This is a genomic window from Flavobacterium sp. WC2509 (assembly GCF_052683105.1).
This window is the reverse complement of sequence record NZ_JBQZFG010000001.1, coordinates 2,248,369-2,267,698: the sequence shown is the minus strand read 5'-3', so window position 1 is coordinate 2,267,698 and position 19,330 is coordinate 2,248,369. Positions and strand designations below refer to the sequence as shown.

Annotated in this window: 17 protein-coding genes; 13 read left to right on the top strand and 4 right to left on the bottom strand. The window is 33.6% G+C overall.

The genetic code is table 11. From position 1 onward, the window contains the following. Positions 1-366 precede the first annotated feature (366 nt). Positions 367-897 (top strand): ferritin, encoded by a 531-nt coding sequence (locus ACUN3A_RS09565; RefSeq protein ID WP_445551063.1) that lies wholly within the window; start codon positions 367-369, stop codon positions 895-897. An 823-nt stretch (positions 898-1,720) separates the two neighbouring features. Continuing rightward, the gene (locus tag ACUN3A_RS09560) at positions 1,721-2,572 is read left to right on the top strand and encodes a T9SS type A sorting domain-containing protein (protein ID WP_445551062.1); all 852 of its coding nucleotides are present in this window, start codon (positions 1,721-1,723) and stop codon (positions 2,570-2,572) included. Between the two features lie 149 nt (positions 2,573-2,721). Here ACUN3A_RS09560 and ACUN3A_RS09555 read toward each other — a convergent pair whose 3' ends face one another. Beyond that, the gene (locus tag ACUN3A_RS09555) at positions 2,722-3,060 is read right to left on the bottom strand and encodes a single-stranded DNA-binding protein (protein ID WP_445551061.1); all 339 of its coding nucleotides are present in this window, start codon (positions 3,058-3,060) and stop codon (positions 2,722-2,724) included. A 207-nt stretch (positions 3,061-3,267) separates the two neighbouring features. Between ACUN3A_RS09555 and ACUN3A_RS09550 the strand changes: the two genes are divergently transcribed. The 8 genes from ACUN3A_RS09550 (at position 3,268) to ACUN3A_RS09515 (ending at position 11,608) form a co-directional block, all read left to right on the top strand. Then, complete coding sequence (locus ACUN3A_RS09550; RefSeq protein WP_445551060.1) at positions 3,268-4,800, top strand: GNAT family N-acetyltransferase; 1,533 nt, start codon at positions 3,268-3,270, stop codon at positions 4,798-4,800. Next, positions 4,800-5,348, top strand: coding sequence for a YfiT family bacillithiol transferase (locus ACUN3A_RS09545; RefSeq protein ID WP_445551059.1), 549 nt, complete (start codon positions 4,800-4,802; stop codon positions 5,346-5,348). The genes ACUN3A_RS09550 and ACUN3A_RS09545 overlap by 1 nt, the downstream gene beginning before the upstream one ends. 317 nt (positions 5,349-5,665) lie before the next feature. After that, positions 5,666-6,013, top strand: a complete 348-nt coding sequence (locus ACUN3A_RS09540; protein WP_445551058.1) for a hypothetical protein — start codon at positions 5,666-5,668, stop codon at positions 6,011-6,013. Between the two features lie 12 nt (positions 6,014-6,025). Beyond that, on the top strand, positions 6,026-8,413 hold the full coding sequence (locus ACUN3A_RS09535; RefSeq protein WP_445551057.1) for a M28 family peptidase: 2,388 nt from the start codon (positions 6,026-6,028) through the stop codon (positions 8,411-8,413). Between the two features lie 396 nt (positions 8,414-8,809). Then, positions 8,810-9,298, top strand: coding sequence for a hypothetical protein (locus tag ACUN3A_RS09530; RefSeq protein ID WP_445551056.1), 489 nt, complete (start codon positions 8,810-8,812; stop codon positions 9,296-9,298). A 361-nt stretch (positions 9,299-9,659) separates the two neighbouring features. After that, positions 9,660-10,034 (top strand): transcriptional regulator, encoded by a 375-nt coding sequence (locus ACUN3A_RS09525; RefSeq protein WP_445551055.1) that lies wholly within the window; start codon positions 9,660-9,662, stop codon positions 10,032-10,034. 156 nt (positions 10,035-10,190) lie between these two features. Further along, entirely contained in the window at positions 10,191-11,048 is an 858-nt protein-coding gene (locus tag ACUN3A_RS09520) for a hypothetical protein (RefSeq protein ID WP_445551054.1), read from the top strand. A gap of 227 nt (positions 11,049-11,275) precedes the next feature. Further along, positions 11,276-11,608, top strand: coding sequence for a hypothetical protein (locus ACUN3A_RS09515; RefSeq protein ID WP_445551053.1), 333 nt, complete (start codon positions 11,276-11,278; stop codon positions 11,606-11,608). 168 nt (positions 11,609-11,776) lie between these two features. Here the strand turns inward: ACUN3A_RS09515 and ACUN3A_RS09510 are convergent, their stop codons facing one another. From ACUN3A_RS09510 to ACUN3A_RS09500, 3 genes are all read right to left on the bottom strand, one after another. Then, positions 11,777-12,898 carry a hypothetical protein gene (locus ACUN3A_RS09510; RefSeq protein ID WP_445551052.1) on the bottom strand — a complete coding sequence of 374 codons (1,122 nt, stop codon included), beginning with the start codon at positions 12,896-12,898 and terminating at the stop codon, positions 11,777-11,779. 248 nt (positions 12,899-13,146) lie between these two features. Further along, positions 13,147-13,800 (bottom strand): metal-dependent transcriptional regulator, encoded by a 654-nt coding sequence (locus tag ACUN3A_RS09505; protein ID WP_445551051.1) that lies wholly within the window; start codon positions 13,798-13,800, stop codon positions 13,147-13,149. Positions 13,801-13,897: 97 nt separating this feature from the next. Further along, positions 13,898-15,766, bottom strand: coding sequence for an Nramp family divalent metal transporter (locus ACUN3A_RS09500; RefSeq protein ID WP_445551050.1), 1,869 nt, complete (start codon positions 15,764-15,766; stop codon positions 13,898-13,900). Between the two features lie 92 nt (positions 15,767-15,858). Between ACUN3A_RS09500 and ACUN3A_RS09495 the strand changes: the two genes are divergently transcribed. The 3 genes from ACUN3A_RS09495 (at position 15,859) to ACUN3A_RS09485 (ending at position 19,117) form a co-directional block, all read left to right on the top strand. Continuing rightward, positions 15,859-18,135 carry a TonB-dependent receptor gene (locus tag ACUN3A_RS09495; RefSeq protein ID WP_445551049.1) on the top strand — a complete coding sequence of 759 codons (2,277 nt, stop codon included), beginning with the start codon at positions 15,859-15,861 and terminating at the stop codon, positions 18,133-18,135. Next, the gene (locus ACUN3A_RS09490) at positions 18,136-18,603 is read left to right on the top strand and encodes a thioredoxin family protein (RefSeq protein WP_445551048.1); all 468 of its coding nucleotides are present in this window, start codon (positions 18,136-18,138) and stop codon (positions 18,601-18,603) included. Positions 18,604-18,706: 103 nt separating this feature from the next. Beyond that, a complete protein-coding gene (locus tag ACUN3A_RS09485; RefSeq protein ID WP_445551047.1) occupies positions 18,707-19,117 on the top strand; it encodes a BrxA/BrxB family bacilliredoxin in 411 nt (136 codons plus the stop codon). Positions 19,118-19,330 lie beyond the last annotated feature (213 nt).

Below are 19,330 nucleotides of genomic sequence, written 5' to 3'. Positions count from 1 at the left end.
AGCAAATTTAAGGAAATGTTTGCTAAGTATAAGACAAAGTTTGTTCTCTGGTTTTATTTTAATTTTTACAGCTGAATTCCAAAATAAACAGCGAATTGATTAGGGCGTGACCCTCCGTAAAAACTACGGGTCGGGCTTTCCCTTCCCGCATTTTTATATTTGGCGAAGAAAAATCGCCAAATATAAAAGAGCTCAACTTTAATCCCTCACCAGAAAAACGAGACCAAGCCAGAAAACATTTTAACCAAATAAAAACAGTAAATTATCAATTAGAATGATACTAAATTGAACTTATTTCTTAGAATTTTAATCTAAAGAAAAGACCTTTAATCTATTTTTTTTTAATTTTACTAAAAACTAGAAATCATGTTATTAAAAAATATTGAAACCGCATTAAATAAACAAATCCGTATAGAGGCTGAATCTTCTCAAATCTACTTATCAATGTCTTGTTGGGCAGAAGTAAATGGATTGGAAGGAATCGCTCAGTTTATGTACGCTCAATCTGATGAAGAGCGTTTACACATGCTTAAGTTAATTAAGTATGTTAATGAACGTGGGGGTCACGCCCAAATTACTGATTTAAAAGCTCCAAAAACAACTTACGAAACATTCAAAGGGATGTTTGAAGAATTATACAAACACGAAATCTTTGTTTCTGATTCTATCAATGAGTTGGTACATATTACTTTTCAAGAGAAAGATTATGCAACTCACAATTTTTTGCAATGGTATGTTGCCGAGCAAATTGAAGAAGAAGCTACAGCAAAATCAATTTTAGACAAAATTAATTTAATTGGTGATGATAAAGGTGGATTATATCTTTTTGACCGTGACATTCAACAAGTAGCTGCTGCCAGTGCCGCTGCGAATGGTGGCGGTGCTTCTGTCAAATAATTAATTCAATTGCATTATACTGTATTCGTTAGACTAAAAAACTAACTCGCTCAGTATAAGACACCTCTTAATAAATACTATCCTCAAGATGCACTTTGTCTGTTTTGAGGATTTTTTTTGCTCAAAAAGTGTTAAAGTTTATTTAGAACAGATAAAAACAATATACATTTGCATTGGTTTTAAATTCTTTATACCAAAAGTTTCTATTAATTCACTACTATAATTGACCACTACTTTGAGCAAGAAAGAAAAAGAAAAGGATAAAAAGGACAAGAAGAAAAAGGATAAAAAAGAAATCCTTAAAAAACTTAAAGCGGCAGAAAGTTGCAAATCAACTTGTATGTCTAGTTGCAAAGTACCTTTAAACTGTAAATCTAGCTGTTGCGAAAAATTCAAGAAAAGCGAAAAGAAACGTTGCAGTCGTTGCCCAATGTTTGATTTACTTAAAAAAACAGCCTAATCCTAATTAACATAAAATTACAGACATAAATATTCATTTACTGTTGGTTTATAATGAACCACAGTATTAGTTAATATATTGAAAAAGAAGAGTTCCAATGATGGAACTCTTCTTTTTTTTTGCAAAATTGTACCGTCTTGAAGTAACATAACAAAAAACACTAAGCAGTACACAATAAATTAAACTTAAAAAGACTCGTAAAAGCCTTTAAACACTGTTTATTTAAAAAATTAATAACAAAAAAATGAAAAATGAAAAAAAATGAAAAAAAATGAAAAAAAAATTGCACTATTAAAAATTATAATTACTTTTATGTAATCGATTACAACGTGTAATTCCAAAAAAAAACTAAAAAATTATATCATGAAAAAAAAATTACTTTATTTAACTTCTATTGTGCTGTTTTCAGCGGCATCTATTAATGCTCAAACATGGGATTTTTCCACTGCGGCTACAACCTTAGGGACTGTCTCTTCAAACAATTCTGCAACAATTGCTCCGGATGTAACTAATACCGCTACTTCTAAAAAATTTGGACCCACTTATAATACAGGAACAGCTGCAACTATACTTGCTTCAGGTTTTCCTGGTTTAGAATTTGGCTACAAAAATTCTGGGACTACTAGTAATATTCAATTTTTAGATGCAGGGTATTTTCAAGCAGGTGGAAAAGATGTTTTTATCACCATTATAGGCTGTACTGCAGGGCAAAACATAGCTGTTCAATATTCTGCGAAGGGTGCTACAGCAGCTCCTGTTCAAGCTTTTGCAGATCCATCAGGAGCAGGAGCATCTGCAGCTGTTGTCGCATCGTTTCCATCAAATTGTACTGTTAATACAACAACAACAACTGCTACTACTTCAACAGGAACGAGTGATATCAAAGTAGTTAATCTTACAGTAACTGCTGACGGAAATGTTAACCTTGTAGCTGGTACCCCTGCATTCCGCATTTATAAAATTGTAAAAGGAGGAACTCTTGGCACAAACTCTTTCAGTAAAGAATCTGATATAACAGTTTATTCTAAAGATAACAAAGTTTTATTCTCAAACATTAAATCAAAAACTAACGTAGCTATTTACAGCTTAACTGGTTCATTAGTAAAATCAGCTGATATAAATGAAGATTCAGGTTTAGATGTAAAAAATGGTGTTTACATCGTTAAATTGCAATCAGAAGAAGGTGAAAAAACTGTAAAAGTGATTGTTCAATAATTACCTTTTACTTCTTATAGCAAATAGGCTGCCCAAAAGGACAGCCTATTTTTTTTTTGATCAATTCAGATTTACATAGATTGCCTAACTATTGCGGACATAAGCCAGCATGACAATATTGAAGATAAAGCAATTCTAAAATCTGTGAACTAAGCAGACTTCCCTAACAACATAACCTCACTAACCACAACTTCGGTGATATAGCGTTTTTCTCCGTTCTTGTCATCGTAACTACGATTAGTTAATTTACCTTCTAATGCTAGTTGGTTTCCTTTGGTTACAAACTTTTCAATGATTTCAGCAGTTTTTCCCCAAGCAACAACTCTGTGCCATTCGGTTTGTTCTACTCGTTCTCCTTTGTCATTTTTGTAACTGTCGTTTGTAGCAATATTTAAATGCGCTACTTTTCTTCCCCCGTCAAGATTTTTGATTTCTGGATCATTACCTACGTTACCGATTAACTGTACTCTGTTTTTCATTGCATTCATGGCGTGTAAATTTAAATGTTAGTGTATATATAATTAATTATTGATATTGCAATTGACATTGATATTGCTCTGTTTCATTTCGATATGGCAAAGATGTGACAACTCAAAAAAATTATTCGGTTGTAAACTATTTACTTTCGGTTGTAACTAATTGTAACCGTTTGTAAATGGAAATTTTTCGCTATATTTGATATAAATCAAAACTTTATGCAGACAAAAATCAAAAAAGTAGAATTGCGAAATCTGATGATTGAGGACTACAAAGAGTTGAAAAAATCAATGATTCAGGCTTATCCAGAAATGGAAAATCCCTACTGGAAACAGCCAGATATTGAAAATTTACTAGAACGATTTGCTGAAGGACAATTGGTTATTTTAGCTGACGGAAAAGTAGTAGGCGCCGCTTTATCGCTTATTGTAGATGAAATTCTGGTAGATAAAAACCCAAATTATGCCAAAATAACGGGGAACTACACCTTCTCCACCCACAACCCAAAAGGGGAAATATTATACGGAATTGATGTATTTATCAATCCTGACTATAGAGGACTACGATTAGGTAGGAGATTGTACGGTGCTCGCAAAGAGCTGTGCGAACAACTAAATCTAAAAGGAATTGTTTTTGCAGGAAGAATTCCAAATTATAAAAAACATGCTGATAAATTAACGCCTAAAAAATACATCGAAAAAGTTAAAAAAAAGGAAATACACGATCCTGTTCTAAATTTTCAGTTGAGTAATGATTTTCACGTGATGCGAATTATGAAAAACTATTTGGAAGGCGATCTTGATTCCAAAGACTTTGCTGTATTATTGGAATGGAATAATGTGTATTATAACGAAAGTCCACAATTAATAAATACTACAAAAAGCGTTATCAGACTTGGATTGATTCAATGGCAAATGCGTCCATTAGCTAATTTGGATGCTTTATTTGAACAGGCTGAGTTTTTTATTGATGCCGTATCGGGTTACAAAAGCGATTTTGCACTATTTCCTGAATTATTTATTGCTCCATTAATGGCGGATTATAATCATTTATCAGAACCAGAAGCCATTAGAGAATTAGCGAAATACGCAGACCCGATTCGCAAAAAATTTCAAGAATTTGCTATCTCCTATAACATCAATATCATTTCTGGAAGTATGCCTTATTTAGAAAATGGCAACTTGTACAATGTTGGTTTTCTTTGCAAAAGAGACGGAACTTCTGAGATGTATTATAAAATTCACATCACACCAAATGAAGTACTGCATTGGGGAATGAAAGGTGGTTCGCAATTTAAAACCTTTGATACTGATTGCGGAAAAATAGGAATTATGATTTGTTATGATGTTGAATTCCCAGAACTTTCCAGACTTTTGGCCAATGAAGAAATGAATATTTTATTTGTACCCTTTTTGACCGATACCCAAAGTGGTTACACAAGGGTAAGACATTGCTCTCAAGCCCGAGCTATCGAAAATGAGTGTTACGTTGCTATTGCGGGTTGTGTTGGAAATCTCCCAAAAGTGAATAACATGGATATTCAATATGCGCAAACGGCACTTTTTACACCTTCGGATTTTGCATTTCCAAGCACTGGTATAAAAGCAGAAGCTACTCCAAATACCGAAATGACATTAATTGTTGATGTAGATTTAAATTTATTGAAAGAACTCCACGAACATGGAAGTGCCCGAATCCTAAAAGACCGAAGAACCGATTTATACGAAATTAAAAGAGTAAGTAAAACATAATGGAAAACCACTTTAACCTAGAAAAATTAAGATTCCCTATTGGAGAATTTCAAAAACCAGTTACTATATCTCAAAATGATTTAAAAAACTGGATAGCAACCATTGAAAATTTTCCCAGCAAAATAAAAAAGCTAACCGAAAATCTTTCTATTGAAGAATTGAATTGGATTTACCGACCAAACGGTTGGTCTATAAAACAAGTCGTTCATCATTGTGCCGACAGTCACATCAATAGTTTTGTCCGATTTAAACTGGCGTTGACTGAAGATGTTCCCACCATAAAACCATACGAAGAAGATAAATGGGCTGAACTTGCAGATGGCAATTCAGATGTTATTTTGCCTTCTATTCAAATTATAGAAGGGGTCCATGCTCGTTGGATCATTCTTTTGAAATCCTTTGGCGAAAAGGAATTAAAAAGACAATTTACACATCCTGCAAACAAAAAGACATCTTGCTTAGACGAAACAATTGGCGTTTATGCCTGGCATTGCAACCACCATTTGGCACATATAGAACAAGCGATAGCTTATAAAGGGAAGTTTTAAGAAAAGGAATACTTACTAAATAGCCGATGGAAAGCAAAGTCTTTTCTTATCTCGCTTTTTAGCAACAAGAAAGATTGGTACCTTGATAACTGGGGTTGAATCCAATATCATTAAGTTAAGGCTTCAATTGGTCTCGCAAAGGCGCTAAGACGCAAAATACAGAATCGATTTCTTTGCGTCTTAGCGCCTTTGCGAGAGTTAGATTTTAAAAAAATTAGACAGAAATCCTTAAGTTAATAACATTGGGAGATCCCTATGTTTCCTAAAAAAGCTTTATTTTATGCTTCAAAGAATTTATAAATTATAAATAGCCGAATATGAAAACCTGTCTTGAATGCGGTGATGCAATCGTTGGTCGCGAGGATAAGAAATTCTGTAGCGATGGTTGCCGAAATGCTTATAACAATAAAATAAATAAGGATAGCACGAATTATATGCGCAATATCAATAACAAATTGCGTAAAAATTACCGAATTTTGTCGGAGCTAAATGTGGAAGGAAAATCCAAAACAACTCGATCTAAATTAATGAGCAAGGGTTTTGATTTTGAGTTTTTCACCAGTATTCTGAATACCAAATCGGGAAACACCTACTATTTCCTGTATGACCAAGGCTATATGGTTTTGGAAAATGATTACTATATGCTTGTTAAAAAAGACATTTAATACCCCTAAATAATGAAAAAAAATTACTCTTCTCTTATTGTTGCTGTTCTCATCACCGGAATTTTGACGTTTTTGTTTGCTTTCTTAACGCCTTCCTGGTCGCCAAATGAGGAAGAAAAAGTTACGGAGTTTTCGACGAGCCGAGCTTTGGAACATATTACAGCAATGACTAAAGAACCACATTATGTAGGGACTCAAAACCACGAAGTTGTAGCCAACTATATCATTAAAGAATTACAAAAACTAGGATTGGAACCTGCTATTCAGGAAGGTTTTACACTGAGTGATTGGGGCAACTTGGTAAAATCCAAAAACATCATGTGCCGTATTAAGGGAACGGCAAACGGCAAAGCCTTATTATTACTATCGCATTATGACAGTGCTCCCCATTCATTTTCTCATGGTGCGAGTGATGATGCTTCGGGCGTGGCAACGATTCTGGAAGGTGTTCGTGCTTTTTTGAATGCTAAAACCAAAAATGAAAACGACATCATCATACTATTTACAGATGCAGAAGAATTAGGTTTGAATGGCGCTGCCCTTTTTGTAACGCAACACCAATGGGCAAAACAAGTAGGATTGGTCATCAATTTTGAAGCTCGTGGTTCATCTGGACCAAGCTATATGTTGATGGAAACCAACAAAGGAAATGCAGGTTTGGTAAATGAATTTGCAAAAGCTGGTGCGAATTATCCAGTTTCAAATTCCTTGATGTATAGTGTTTACAAAATGCTGCCTAATGATACCGACTTAACGGTTTTTAGAGAGCAAGGCGATATTCAAGGATTTAATTTTGCTTTTATCGACGGACATTACAACTATCATACGCAACAGGATGATGTGGATCATTTGGACAAAAACTCTTTGAAACATCAAGGTTCTTATTTAATGCCGTTGTTAACTCATTTCGCTAATGCAAATTTGAACAGTACGGTTGCCGATAAAGATTACGTTTATTTTACGATTCCATTTACTTTTATCAGTTATCCTTTTAGTTGGGTATTTCCAATGACGCTTATCGCTTTTGGTTTACTTATTCTATTGGTCTTTTTAGGCAAAGTAAAACGCATATTGAAGCTAAAGGATATCATGAAAGGTTTCTTCCCGTTTTTGGGCGCTTTGATTGTTGCAGGATCGATTACGTATTATGGATGGCAAGGTTTACTTTTATTAAATCCACAATACAATGATTTGCTTAATGGATTTACCTACAACGGACAGGATTATATTACTGGCTTTGTATTGCTCAGCATTTCCATCTGTTTTTTCTTTTATCAAATAGCTTCGGCACGAAAAGTAACGATGAATCATTATGTGATTCCGCTAACCTTTTGGATTGTACTTAATGGATTTTTAGCAAATAGTTTGCCTGGCGCAGGATTCCTGATTATTCCAGTGTTTTTTGGTTTGCTTGCTTTTGCTATTTTTATCTTTAGCCAAAGATCCAATTGGATTATAAACCTTATTTGTGGCATCCCAGCCTTACTGATTATTGTTCCGTTTATCGAGATGTTTCCAATTGGCTTAGGATTAAAGGTATTATTTGGCAGTGCAATTTTGACTGTTTTGACCTTTGTAATTCTGTTGCCTCTTTTGGGAGATTTTCATAAAAAGGGCGTTTGGTCCTTATTATTCTTTTTAGTTGCTGTTTTGTTTTTTGCGAAAGCACAATACCAATCTGGTTATGAGTCTGGAAAAGCGAAATCGAATAGCATGGTATATCTTTATAATGCGGATAAAAACAGAGCCTATTGGACTACTTATGACACTAATCTGGATTCTTGGACAAAAGGGTATTTGGGCGAAAATCCGAAAAGTGCAAGAACGCTGAATAACTTAAAATTGTTTAGCAAATACAATTCAGAGTTTACCTATGCTTCCGAAACGCCAGTCAAAACAATAGCTAGGCCTACCATTACTTTTTTAACGGATAGTGTTATAGGTTACAAAAGGTATTTAAAAATAAAAATCACACCTAATCGCAAAGTAAATCGCTATGATATTTTTGCCGATGAAATCATGAGATTCTTCAACTTTAAAGCCAATGGCACCACTACTTTAGGTCAAAAAGGAACGGAACTAGAACGAAATGGCAAAAAACTGTTGAGTTATTATGTTATTGATAATGAACCACTGGTATTACAATTTACAATCAACAGAGCCACTATATTAGATATGGATGTTATGGAAAGTTCTTTTGATTTAATGACGAATCCTTTGTTTGCAACGACTCCAAGAGAAGATTGGATGATGCCAACTCCTTTTGTGCTAAATGATGCAGTGGTGATTACTCAGAAAATAAAACCATCTAAAGTTAGACCTATTGCTTTAAAACCCGAAAATGTAATCCAAAAAGATAGTTTGGTTATTGCTAAAGACACTTTAAAAAAAGCATACTAATACTCTAGCAAAAATTAAAGGCTGATTTAGATATATAAAATGGTCTTATTGTCAGGAGCGCAGTCGAGAACCATTATTGAATCTCGACTGCGCTCGATTTGACAAAAACAATTAGACTTCTCTATATTTCTAATTGATATTACTATGTTTTTTCTAAATGTAACTCTCGCAAAGGCGTGAAGACGCAAAGAAAACGGTTCTAAACTTTGCGACTCTGCGCCTTTGCGAGAAAAACAACGCTTAACTTAATGACATTTCTCTCGATGCGACAATAAATAATTAGATTTACCTATATTTTTTAAATGACATTAAATAAGAAAAAACTTAAATAAATATTTATTTTGTAAATAAAAACTTTAAATTAGCCTAGATAAAAATCATTAATTATTTTAGACTATGGCGAATTTAACCAACAACCGAATTAACACCGCTGCAACTACTGCACAAATCACAGCGGTAAAAACTGCATTACAAACTATTGCTACCAACCTGCCTTTTCTGGTAGGATTGACTACTGAGGAGCGTATTGCCCTGCCTGCAATAAACGTTACCAACAAAGCTTTTACCGAGGATGCTATTAATGCCGGAGTAAACAATGCTGCATTAATTCCTTCGTATGTATCGGTAACGAACATGCAAAGCGATCTATTGCTTTTTTCGCAACTGGACGAAATCATTGGCGTAACCAAGCAGTTACTCGAAAAACTGGAAGACACTCAATTACTGGCGGGCAGCGAAGCTTATACCTCAGCACTTACACTATACAAACTTTTTGGTTCCGCTTCGGAGGCAGGAGTTGCGGGGAGTGACGCGATTGTAACCCAGTTGAAACAACGCTTTGCAGGTCAGGGAGGTCCAGGTCTTCCTGCTGTGAATCCGAACTAATATTTCTAGTAGTAGCAAACAACAAAAACGCTTTCTGTATAAGAGAGCGTTTTTTTTATGTTCAGTTGGTACACTCTAATTCGATTCTGTTAGCCTTAATAACCAATAAAGTTCTCTTATTTGATAATTTTATTCTCAAATTAGAGAACTAAGTTAGCCTTTATGACCAACTTTGTTATCCTAATTAATAACTATGTTGTTATATGTATTAACTGAATTCTCAGATATTATAACCTTATTCTCAACTATACTAATTCAGTTATGCATAATGACCAACTCAATTCTCCTATTTTATAACTCTGTTGTCAAAAAGCATTATTTATATGAAAAATACTATATATTTGTTAAACGCTAACAAGTTATGACAGACATAATGGAACCCGATAAACAGTATTTGCAAAAACGAGATAATGATCCGCCAGCCTTGGGCAACTTTATCAATTGGCACATTCAGCAGAATAAAATCAAAAAGAAAAAGGTATCCGATTTTTTGGAAATACTGCCTACTACCCTTAACCGATATTTTAAGCAATCTTCCTTTCAGTTTGCGATACTATGGCGTGTTTCGCAGGTTACAGAACATAATTTCGTGATGGAACTGGGCGAAAGACTCGGCATAGCTTATGAAACCAAAACAGAAAAGCTACTCAAAGCCCAACTCGCCGAGAAAGAAAAACAAATAGAAACCCTGCAAATACAACTCGAAGTGTATAACAAGATTCATAAAGTGGGGTAAGGTCAGTGAAAATTTAAACACTGTTTATAGAAAATAATATATTTGATAAAATATAAAACGAAACAAGCCATCGTATATACAGCCAACTAGGGGTAGATTGTTACTACTTTGTAGCGAGTATGTACAAGTTACCTGCAAGCTTTTAAAACAGCGAAAATGACAACAATATTATTAGACTCAAACATTATTATTAGATATCCCAAATTTGTTGGGATAAATATGCCCGAAACAAGACTTGTCATTACAGTAGGTACCTTGATGGAACTTTATTCTGCATTAAAATCTACTGATAGCCTGCTCCATGAAATTATAGATGAAGCTCTAGAAATAGGCACTTTATTACTTGTCGAAAACAAACATAGTATTAATGACTTTCCTTCATTAAAAAAACATTTTTTAAGTGAAGGTGATTATTCGCTTTTCGGTGCAGTAGCCGAATATCGTGAAGAAGGTGATCACGTGAAAATTGCTACACTTGATGAAGTGGTGATGAAAGTGGCTTCAGAAATTCAAGTTGAAGTCTTGAGTCAAGAAGAACGTGACGCAATGTTAGAACATTTTGACCATGATAATTTTAATTCTGCAATTAAACTTGACATCCAAAATTACGAGCAAAAACAATATAAAAACTTTGCACTTAAGTTGATTTATGGAACTTTAGTTGCAGGTGTTAGCCAAATAATCTATGAAAATTTATCAATAATTATCTCCACTATAAATATATGGGGAACTATTGCTCTTACATTGCTTACTGGTTTACTCCTTTTTGTATTTCGAGAAAAACAAAGATTGAGTTATGGTGTTTTTGAACTTGTTGTTGGTGTTATTGCAATTTTGGCATTATTTAAGCCATTAGGATTTAATTATTCGAGTATAGAATTCAATTTAGAATTTAATATTAAATTACTAGGAGGACTTTATATAATGGTTCGAGGTTTAGATAATATGGTTAAAGCTGTTAAGAATACTAAAATAGGATTAATTTTAAAAACAAAATTTGGTATTGGAGAATAAACCCGATCGCTCTGATATGTATTAAATTTCCCTGTTCGATAGCGCGGTTTTGCAAACCGTGCCCACAAAGTAAATCGGCAAAACTAAAAACAGTGATAAAAAAGGATAGTAAAAACAAGCTATGCTTGACAATTGGAAAGGGCACGGATTGCAAATCCACTCTATCATACCCAACAGATTTTTTTACCTATCCAAGCGATTGACTAATAAATGATAATCAAATAAATATGAAATTAGAATTTACAAATTGGAATATTAAAATTCTTGCTAAGAAAACTCCTCTTTGGCTAAAGTTACTAAATGGCATAAATTTAATTCCAATATTAGTATGGCCAATAATTTTTTTATTTTCATTTTTCCTTCTGGATAATCCTAATATAATAATTGCTTTAGGATCTGTTATTCTTATAAATAGCTATCCATTTGTATTAATTGGTTCGTTAACTTTAAGTTTTAAACTTTATGAAAAGAATAAAATTATTCTGTCAATTATAGTTCCATTAAGCATAACTTTTATATTGATTCGAATTTTGATGAATTTCTTTAATATAAGCATTTAATATAAAGTACCCTATTGGCGATTTTGCAAACTATGCCTACTTACGAAAGCAATCAAAAAAACAAACCCTGTCAGCTTTTAAAACGCTGACAGGGTAATTTTATAAAGATAGGCTCCAATTAAACTTTTTCAAAATATTTGCTCAAAAGCGCCTTATTACAGTAAAGAATTAGCGTCTTCCTCCGCCGCCTCTAAAACCGCCGCCTCCGCCGCCACTAGAACGAAATCCGCCGCCGCCGCCGCTTGAGCGAAATCCACCACTGCTGCCGCCACTGAAACTAGAACCTGAACTAGAACGATTAGACGAAGGTCTTGAAGATGTATTCGAAGTCGAAGGTCTGCTAGAAGCAGAATTTCTACTAGCGTCACGAGTTGAAGCCGAGTTTCTGTTAGCGTCACGAGTTGAGGCAGAATTTCTGTTAGCATCTCGAGTTGAAGCCGAATTTCTATTAGCATCTCGTGTCGAAGCCGTGTTTCTATTTCCGTTATTTATATTATTTCTATTCCCACTGTTTATGTTGTTGTGCGATATATTATTTGCTCTGTTTCTGCTATTATTATTATAATTGTTGAAATTATTATTATTAATAATAACATTCGTATTATGATATCCATAACCTCCACCATGATAACCCCAATGATTGCTACGGTAAATACCAACTGCCATTACAGTCGCAAATCCAAACCATGGAGGATAAAAACCATAATAATAAGGAGGATAATAAGGAACATAAGCCGGCGAATACACATATTGTACAATTGGTGCTTGCTCGACTACAACTGTAGTGGTTGAAGCAGGAACACTAACAGTAACCGGATCGGAACCTGAATAACCAGGATTAGCAGTCACACCACCGCTTCCTTTTGGAGCAGGCTCAACAATGTAATCTTTTCCATACAATTCTTTGTCACCGACAATTTGAAGCGAAACTTTTTTGTTCTTGTCTTTGGATACCAAAATTACAGCTACATCCTGCGTTTCGGATTTGCTAATTGGATCTCTAAGAATAAATGTAAAATCATCACCGTCTTTCTTGGTATCAACTTTGATAAAATCAACTTTTTTATCATCGTTTAAATCCAAATTATTGATTTTAGTTTTTTCATCATTTAATGATTTTTCAAAGTCTTCGATAGTCTTTGATTTTTGAAAAAGGTCTAAAACAGCATATAAATCTAAATTATCACCAGGCAAACCTAATTCACCTTTAGAATCACCAGTCTGAGAAAAAGCCGTCAATCCAGACAAGCTCATAATTAATACTAAAATCGATAAAAATCTTATTTTCATAACAGTTTAATTTTTAAAATAAGTAATTTAATAAACACGTTAAAAGGGCAATTTTTTAATAGTTATTATCTAATAACTAAACAAATATAGGAAACAAAACCTAATAATTTTTAACTGGTAAGAATTATATATAACCATTAAATCAAAAATTATGCCTAAAATTAAAACTAGGTCATTCTAGTCTAAGAGAGATAAATTTTGATGTTTTCATAAATTTATGAAATACTTAAATAAAAAATCCATTCGGTTTAAATTACTTTCACAAATAAATTACTTGCTATTTTATTAGATATAACCATTTCTACACCATTCACTTTTATTTTCAGAGATAAATCAAAAGTTTCTTTAGTTAGTAGATCAATTTTAGTTCCCAAACCAATTTGCTGTTTGTCTAGGTATTTTAAGAAATCAGAAGAATTGTCTTTTACACCAACACATAATCCAGATTGATTCGCTACTAATTCTGATAGCAATTGCTTTTCTATCGCAATAATTCTGCCTTGTGCATCTGGTATTGGATCTCCATGAGGATCTTCGGTAGGATTTCCAAGAAAATCATCCAACTTATTAATAAGTTTTTCAGATTTGATGTGTTCTAATTGTTCAGCAATATCATGAACTTCATCCCATGAAAAATCAAGTTTTTCAACTAAAAAAACTTCCCATAAACGATGTTTTCTCACAATCATTTTGGCAGTAAGTTTACCATTATCAGTTAATGAAACTCCTTGGTATTTTTTATAATGTACCAAACCTTTATCTGCTAATTTTTTAAGCATATCAGTTACAGAAGATGCTTTTGTTTCCATAGTCTCAGCAATAGCATTGGTACTCACTTCGCTTTCGAGACTGGTCGTAAGATGGTATATGGCTTTTAGATAATTTTCTTCGGAGAAAGTCATTTTTTTAAAGATTCTAGGTTTAAAGATTCTGAGTTTCTAAGTGTAAAGTCATAAGAAAAAATCTTAGAAACTTAGTGACTCATAATCTCAGCAACTATTATTTAACAATTAACAAAGGTATCGAAATTTTATGACGCAATTTGTCTACGGTTGTACCAAAAATCAAATCCTTTAAACCAGTATGGCCATGTGTTCCCATTACTAAAATATCAAAATTTCCAGAATTTATAATTTCAGGTATTATTTTGTTTGGTTCTCCAAAACCTAATTCTGTTTCCATTTTGAAGCCCTTTTGCGAAAGCATTTCTTTATATTCTAATAATAATTTTTCGTCAATAGTCGTTTCGTGATCATCAACATTTTGACCATACATTAACGCTCCGACGGTTTCCACTACGTGAATTAAAGTATATTCAGCATCCATTCCTCCCAATTCAAAGGCATTGTTTATCGCTCTCTCATCAGCTGAAGAAAAATCTACTGAAATAGCGATATTCTTTTTAGAATAATTTCCCGATTTAGAAAATTGTAATTTCAAATTGTGTGGCGAATGATTTTGAATATTATGTTTTGCCTTAGTTATAAAAGGTTTAAAAACAATGTAAAGCAATAATCCCAGAAAAGAAAATGCCAACGGAACTACAGTAAGCCAAATAATGATTGGGTTTTCAGCGGTATCAAGCCATCCATCAATTTCGTCAAAAACCAATTTTGCATTAAGTGAAACAATAATTAAAGCGATAATCCATGCTGCAATTTGAGTTGTTTTAGAAATATGAAAACCGTTCATTTTAGTTTTATCACTCACAAAATGAATAAGCGGAATAATTGCAAAACCCAGTTGTAAACTCAAAATAACCTGACTTAAAATCAATAATTTTCCTGTTACACTTTCTCCATAAATTAAAATGACAACTACAGCTGGAACAATGGCGATTAATCGGGTAATTATTCTTCGAACCCAAGGCTGAATTCTTAAATTTAGATAACCTTCCATTACGATTTGACCTGCCAATGTTCCTGTTATTGTAGAACTTTGTCCTGCAGCAATCAAGGCTACGGCAAACAAAATTGGTGCCCATTTATTTCCTAAAAGTGGTTCTAAAAATTGATGTGCATCTTGGATTTCGGCTACTTCAAACATGCCATTTCTATAAAATGTAGCTGCTGCCAAAATCAAAATTGCAGCGTTTACAAAAAAAGCCATATTCAAAGCAATCGTCGAATCAATCAAATTGTATTTCAAAGCCTGCTTGATTCCTGCTGGCGTTCTGTCAAATTTTCGGGTTTGTACCAATGAAGAATGTAAGTACAAATTGTGTGGCATAACCGTTGCACCAATAATTCCAATAGCGATATATAATGCAGCAGAATTTGGCATCGAAGGAATTAAACCATAAATCACTTTATGGAGTTCTGGCTTAGCAAAAATCATTTCGAAAATGAAAGAGAATCCAATAATAGCAACTAATACGATAATAAAAGCTTCCATTTTCCGAATCCCTTTATTGATTAAAAACAACAATAAAAAAGTATCCAAAACGGTTATCAAAACTCCCTCAATAAGTGGTATATCAAACAACAAATTGATTCCAATTGCCATTCCTAAAACCTCAGCAAGGTCACAGGCTGCAATAGCAATTTCGGCCAAAAAGTATAAAATATAATTAATCGGTTTAGAATAAGTTTCTCTAGATGCTTGAGCCAAATCGCGTTGAGTTACGATTCCAAGTCTCGCGCTTAAACTTTGCAATAACAAAGCCATTAAATTACTCATCAATAAAACCCAAAGCAAAGCATAACCAAACTGACTCCCTCCTGCAATATCAGTTGCCCAATTTCCAGGATCCATATAACCCACACTCACCAAATAGGCAGGGCCAAAAAAAGCTAATATTTTTCTAAAAATTGAGGATTTGTTTTGTGTTTGGACGGATTGATTTACTTCTTCTAAAGATTTGCTCATGACTGAATTTGAATTACTAAGGCAAATATATACAAATAAATTTTGTTAATGAAATAATATTTTTAGCTTTGTCTAAAATTTAATTTAAACAAATGAAATATTTATTTTTTGCAATATTGACATTGTTAACAACACTATCTTATTCACAAGAAAACAGATCAATTACAGGAGTGATTAGAAACAAAACTACCCCACTCGAAAAAGCGATTATTGAAATAATTGGTACAAACTATTCGGCAGAAACTGACGGCGAAGGTATTTATAGCTTTCAAAACATTCCCCAAGGAGATTATAAAATACAAGTATCAATCTTTGCTTATAAGACCCAAAGAAAAAACATCACTATAAAACCAACAGAACAAATCCAATTGGATTTTCAATTGCAATCAGATGAAAATGAATTAAACGAAGTTGTTGTTTCTGGAACTTTAAAGCCCATAAAACGGTTAGAAAGTGCCGTTCCTGTAGAAGTTTACACGCCGATATTTTTCAAGAAAAACCCAACTGCAAGCATTTATGAAGCTTTGCAAAATGTAAACGGAGTGCGGCCACAACTCAACTGTGGCGTTTGTAACACCGGGGACATTCACATCAATGGACTGGAAGGTCCGTACACATCAGTAATGATTGATGGAATGCCAATTGTTAGTAGTTTATCAACTGTTTATGGATTATCCGGAATTCCGAATTCGTTGGTAGAAAGAATCGAAATTGTAAAAGGTCCCGCTTCCTCTTTATACGGAAGTGAAGCCGTTGGCGGATTAATTAATATTATTACCAAAAACCCGATTAAAGCACCTGTGTTTTCTGTCGATGTATTTACGACATCCTGGTTAGAAACTAATGCAGATTTGGGAGTGAAATTCAATATTGCTCAAAAAGCGACGTCCTTATTGGGATTAAATTATTACAACTACAGTCAAACAATCGATAACGACAACGATGGATTTACCGATGTAACGGCACAAAATAGAATTTCATTATTTAATAAATGGAATTTCGTCCGAAAACAAAACCGATTATTCACTATTGCCGTTCGCGGAATGTATGAAGATCGCTGGGGCGGTGATGTGCGTTGGGAGAAAAAATACCGCGGTGGAGATGAAATTTATGGCGAAAGTATTTATACCAAACGGGGCGAACTTTTAGGAAGCTATCAATTACCTACAACCGAAAAACTAATGCTGTCTTTTTCAGGAACCATGCATTTTCAAGACAGTCGTTACGGAACCACGTCTTATATTGCCAATCAAAAAATTGCTTTTGCACAATTGACTTGGGACAAGAAAATTCAAAATAATGATCTATTAACAGGTATTGCTTCACGTTATACCTATTATGACGACAACACTCCAACAACAGCACTTTTAAACGAAAATAGTCCAGAAAAAATGTGGCTTCCTGGAATTTTTATTCAGGATGAAATTACTTTTAGCGAAAAACATAAAATACTTTTAGGAATGCGATACGATTACAATTCCATTCACGGAAATATTTTTACACCCCGATTTGCCTATAAATGGAAAATCAATGATAACAATATCCTCCGTTTTAATACAGGAACAGGATTTAGAGTGGTCAATTTATTTACTGAAGACCATGCTGCCTTAACTGGCTCTCGCGAAGTTATTCTTGCTGAAAATTTAGATCCCGAAAAATCTGTGAATGCCAATTTGAATTACATCAAGAAAATATACTTTTCAAACGGTACTTTTTTAGGTATTGAAACCACTGCCTTTTATACTCGATTCAGCAACAAAATTATTTCCGATTATGCTACTGACCCGAACAAAATCATTTATAACAACATTGATGGTTATGCTTTGAGCCAAGGAATTAGCTGTAACGCAGACATCAATTTTACCAATGGACTAAAATTTATTCTGGGCGCCACCTATATGGATGTTTCCAATGTAGAAAACGACATCAAAACAAGACCATATCTAACCGAAAATTTTACAGCAACCTGGACTATTTCTTATAAAATTAATCCGATTGATTTGACCATTGATTACACAGGAAATTTATATAGTCCTATGAAATTACCATTATTAAGCGACACCGATCCAAGAAATCCTAATTCACCTTGGTACAGTTTACAAAACATTCAATTTACATATTCAGGCTGGAAAAATTTTGAATTATATGCCGGCATCAAAAACCTGCTTAACTTTACTCCAAAACAAAACAATCCGTTCCTGATTTCGAGAACAGAGGATCCTTTTGACAAAAATGTACAATACGACACGAATGGAAAAGTATTGGTAACACCTGACAATCCTTATGGTTTAACATTTGACACCACTTATGTTTATGGTCCCAATCAAGGCATTAGAGGTTTCTTTGGATTGCGATATAATTTATTTTAAATGAAGAAATGGCTTTACATAGCATTGATTTTCTTTTTGGTAATTCCATCTGGTTTTGCCCAATTGAAAACCTATACTTTTGAAGAAGCTGAAAAAGTAGTAAAAGAAAAGCCAAAACCATTTGTAATTTTCATCCATACTTCTTGGTGTAATTACTGTAAAATGATGGAAAATTCTACTTTCAAAAACCCTGAAATAATCAATCTTTTAAATACTAATTTTTATTTCATACCATTGGATGCTGAAAGTAAAAACGACATTCATTTCAATAATCATACATTTCAATTCAAGCCAAACGGCCAAAACACAGGTATTCATGAATTAGCAACAGCATTAGCTACTGTTAATTCTCAAGTGGTATATCCTACTCTTACTATTTTACACGCCGACTATTCTATTATTTTTCAAAAACCTTCTTTTCTAACTGCGAAAGAATTACTTATTATTCTCAAAAAAACAAAAGAATAGAATCCTTATCAAACTATAACAAAACTTTATACTGCAAATTAAGTTCTTGCAACTAAACTTTGTAACTTTGTAGCTCTAAAAATTAATTATAAAAATAAAAAATATGTATCCAGAAGAAATGGTAAAACCAATGCAAGCTGAATTAACAGCTGTAGGTTTTCAAGATTTACATAGTGCAGAAGCAGTTGATAACGCTATCAAAGCTGAAGGTACAACATTAGTAGTAGTGAATTCTGTTTGTGGTTGTGCTGCAAGAAATGCACGTCCAGGAGCGTCAATGAGTTTAAAAGGAGCTAAAAAACCAGACCACTTAATCACTGTTTTTGCAGGTGTTGACAAAGAAGCAGTTGATGCTGCAAGACAACATATGTTTCCTTTTCCTCCATCATCGCCAAGTATGGCTTTGTTCAAAAATGGTGAATTGGTTCACATGTTAGAGCGTCACCACATCGAAGGGCGTCCAGCAGAATTAATTGCTGAAAACTTACAAGATGCTTTTAACGAATATTGTTAATTCAATCTAATACCAAATAAACGTACTGCATTAGCGGTACGTTTTTGTTTATAATCCCCTCTAAAACGACTTTTTTGAATACAGAACTTCCTTTTATTGATTTTGATGTTATTGACAACAAACAACAATATCTAATCAAAGTGAAGTATGCCCTACTCTTTTTTAGACTACGATAATCGTAGATTTGGCTACAGCTATAGTTTTTTTGTTACG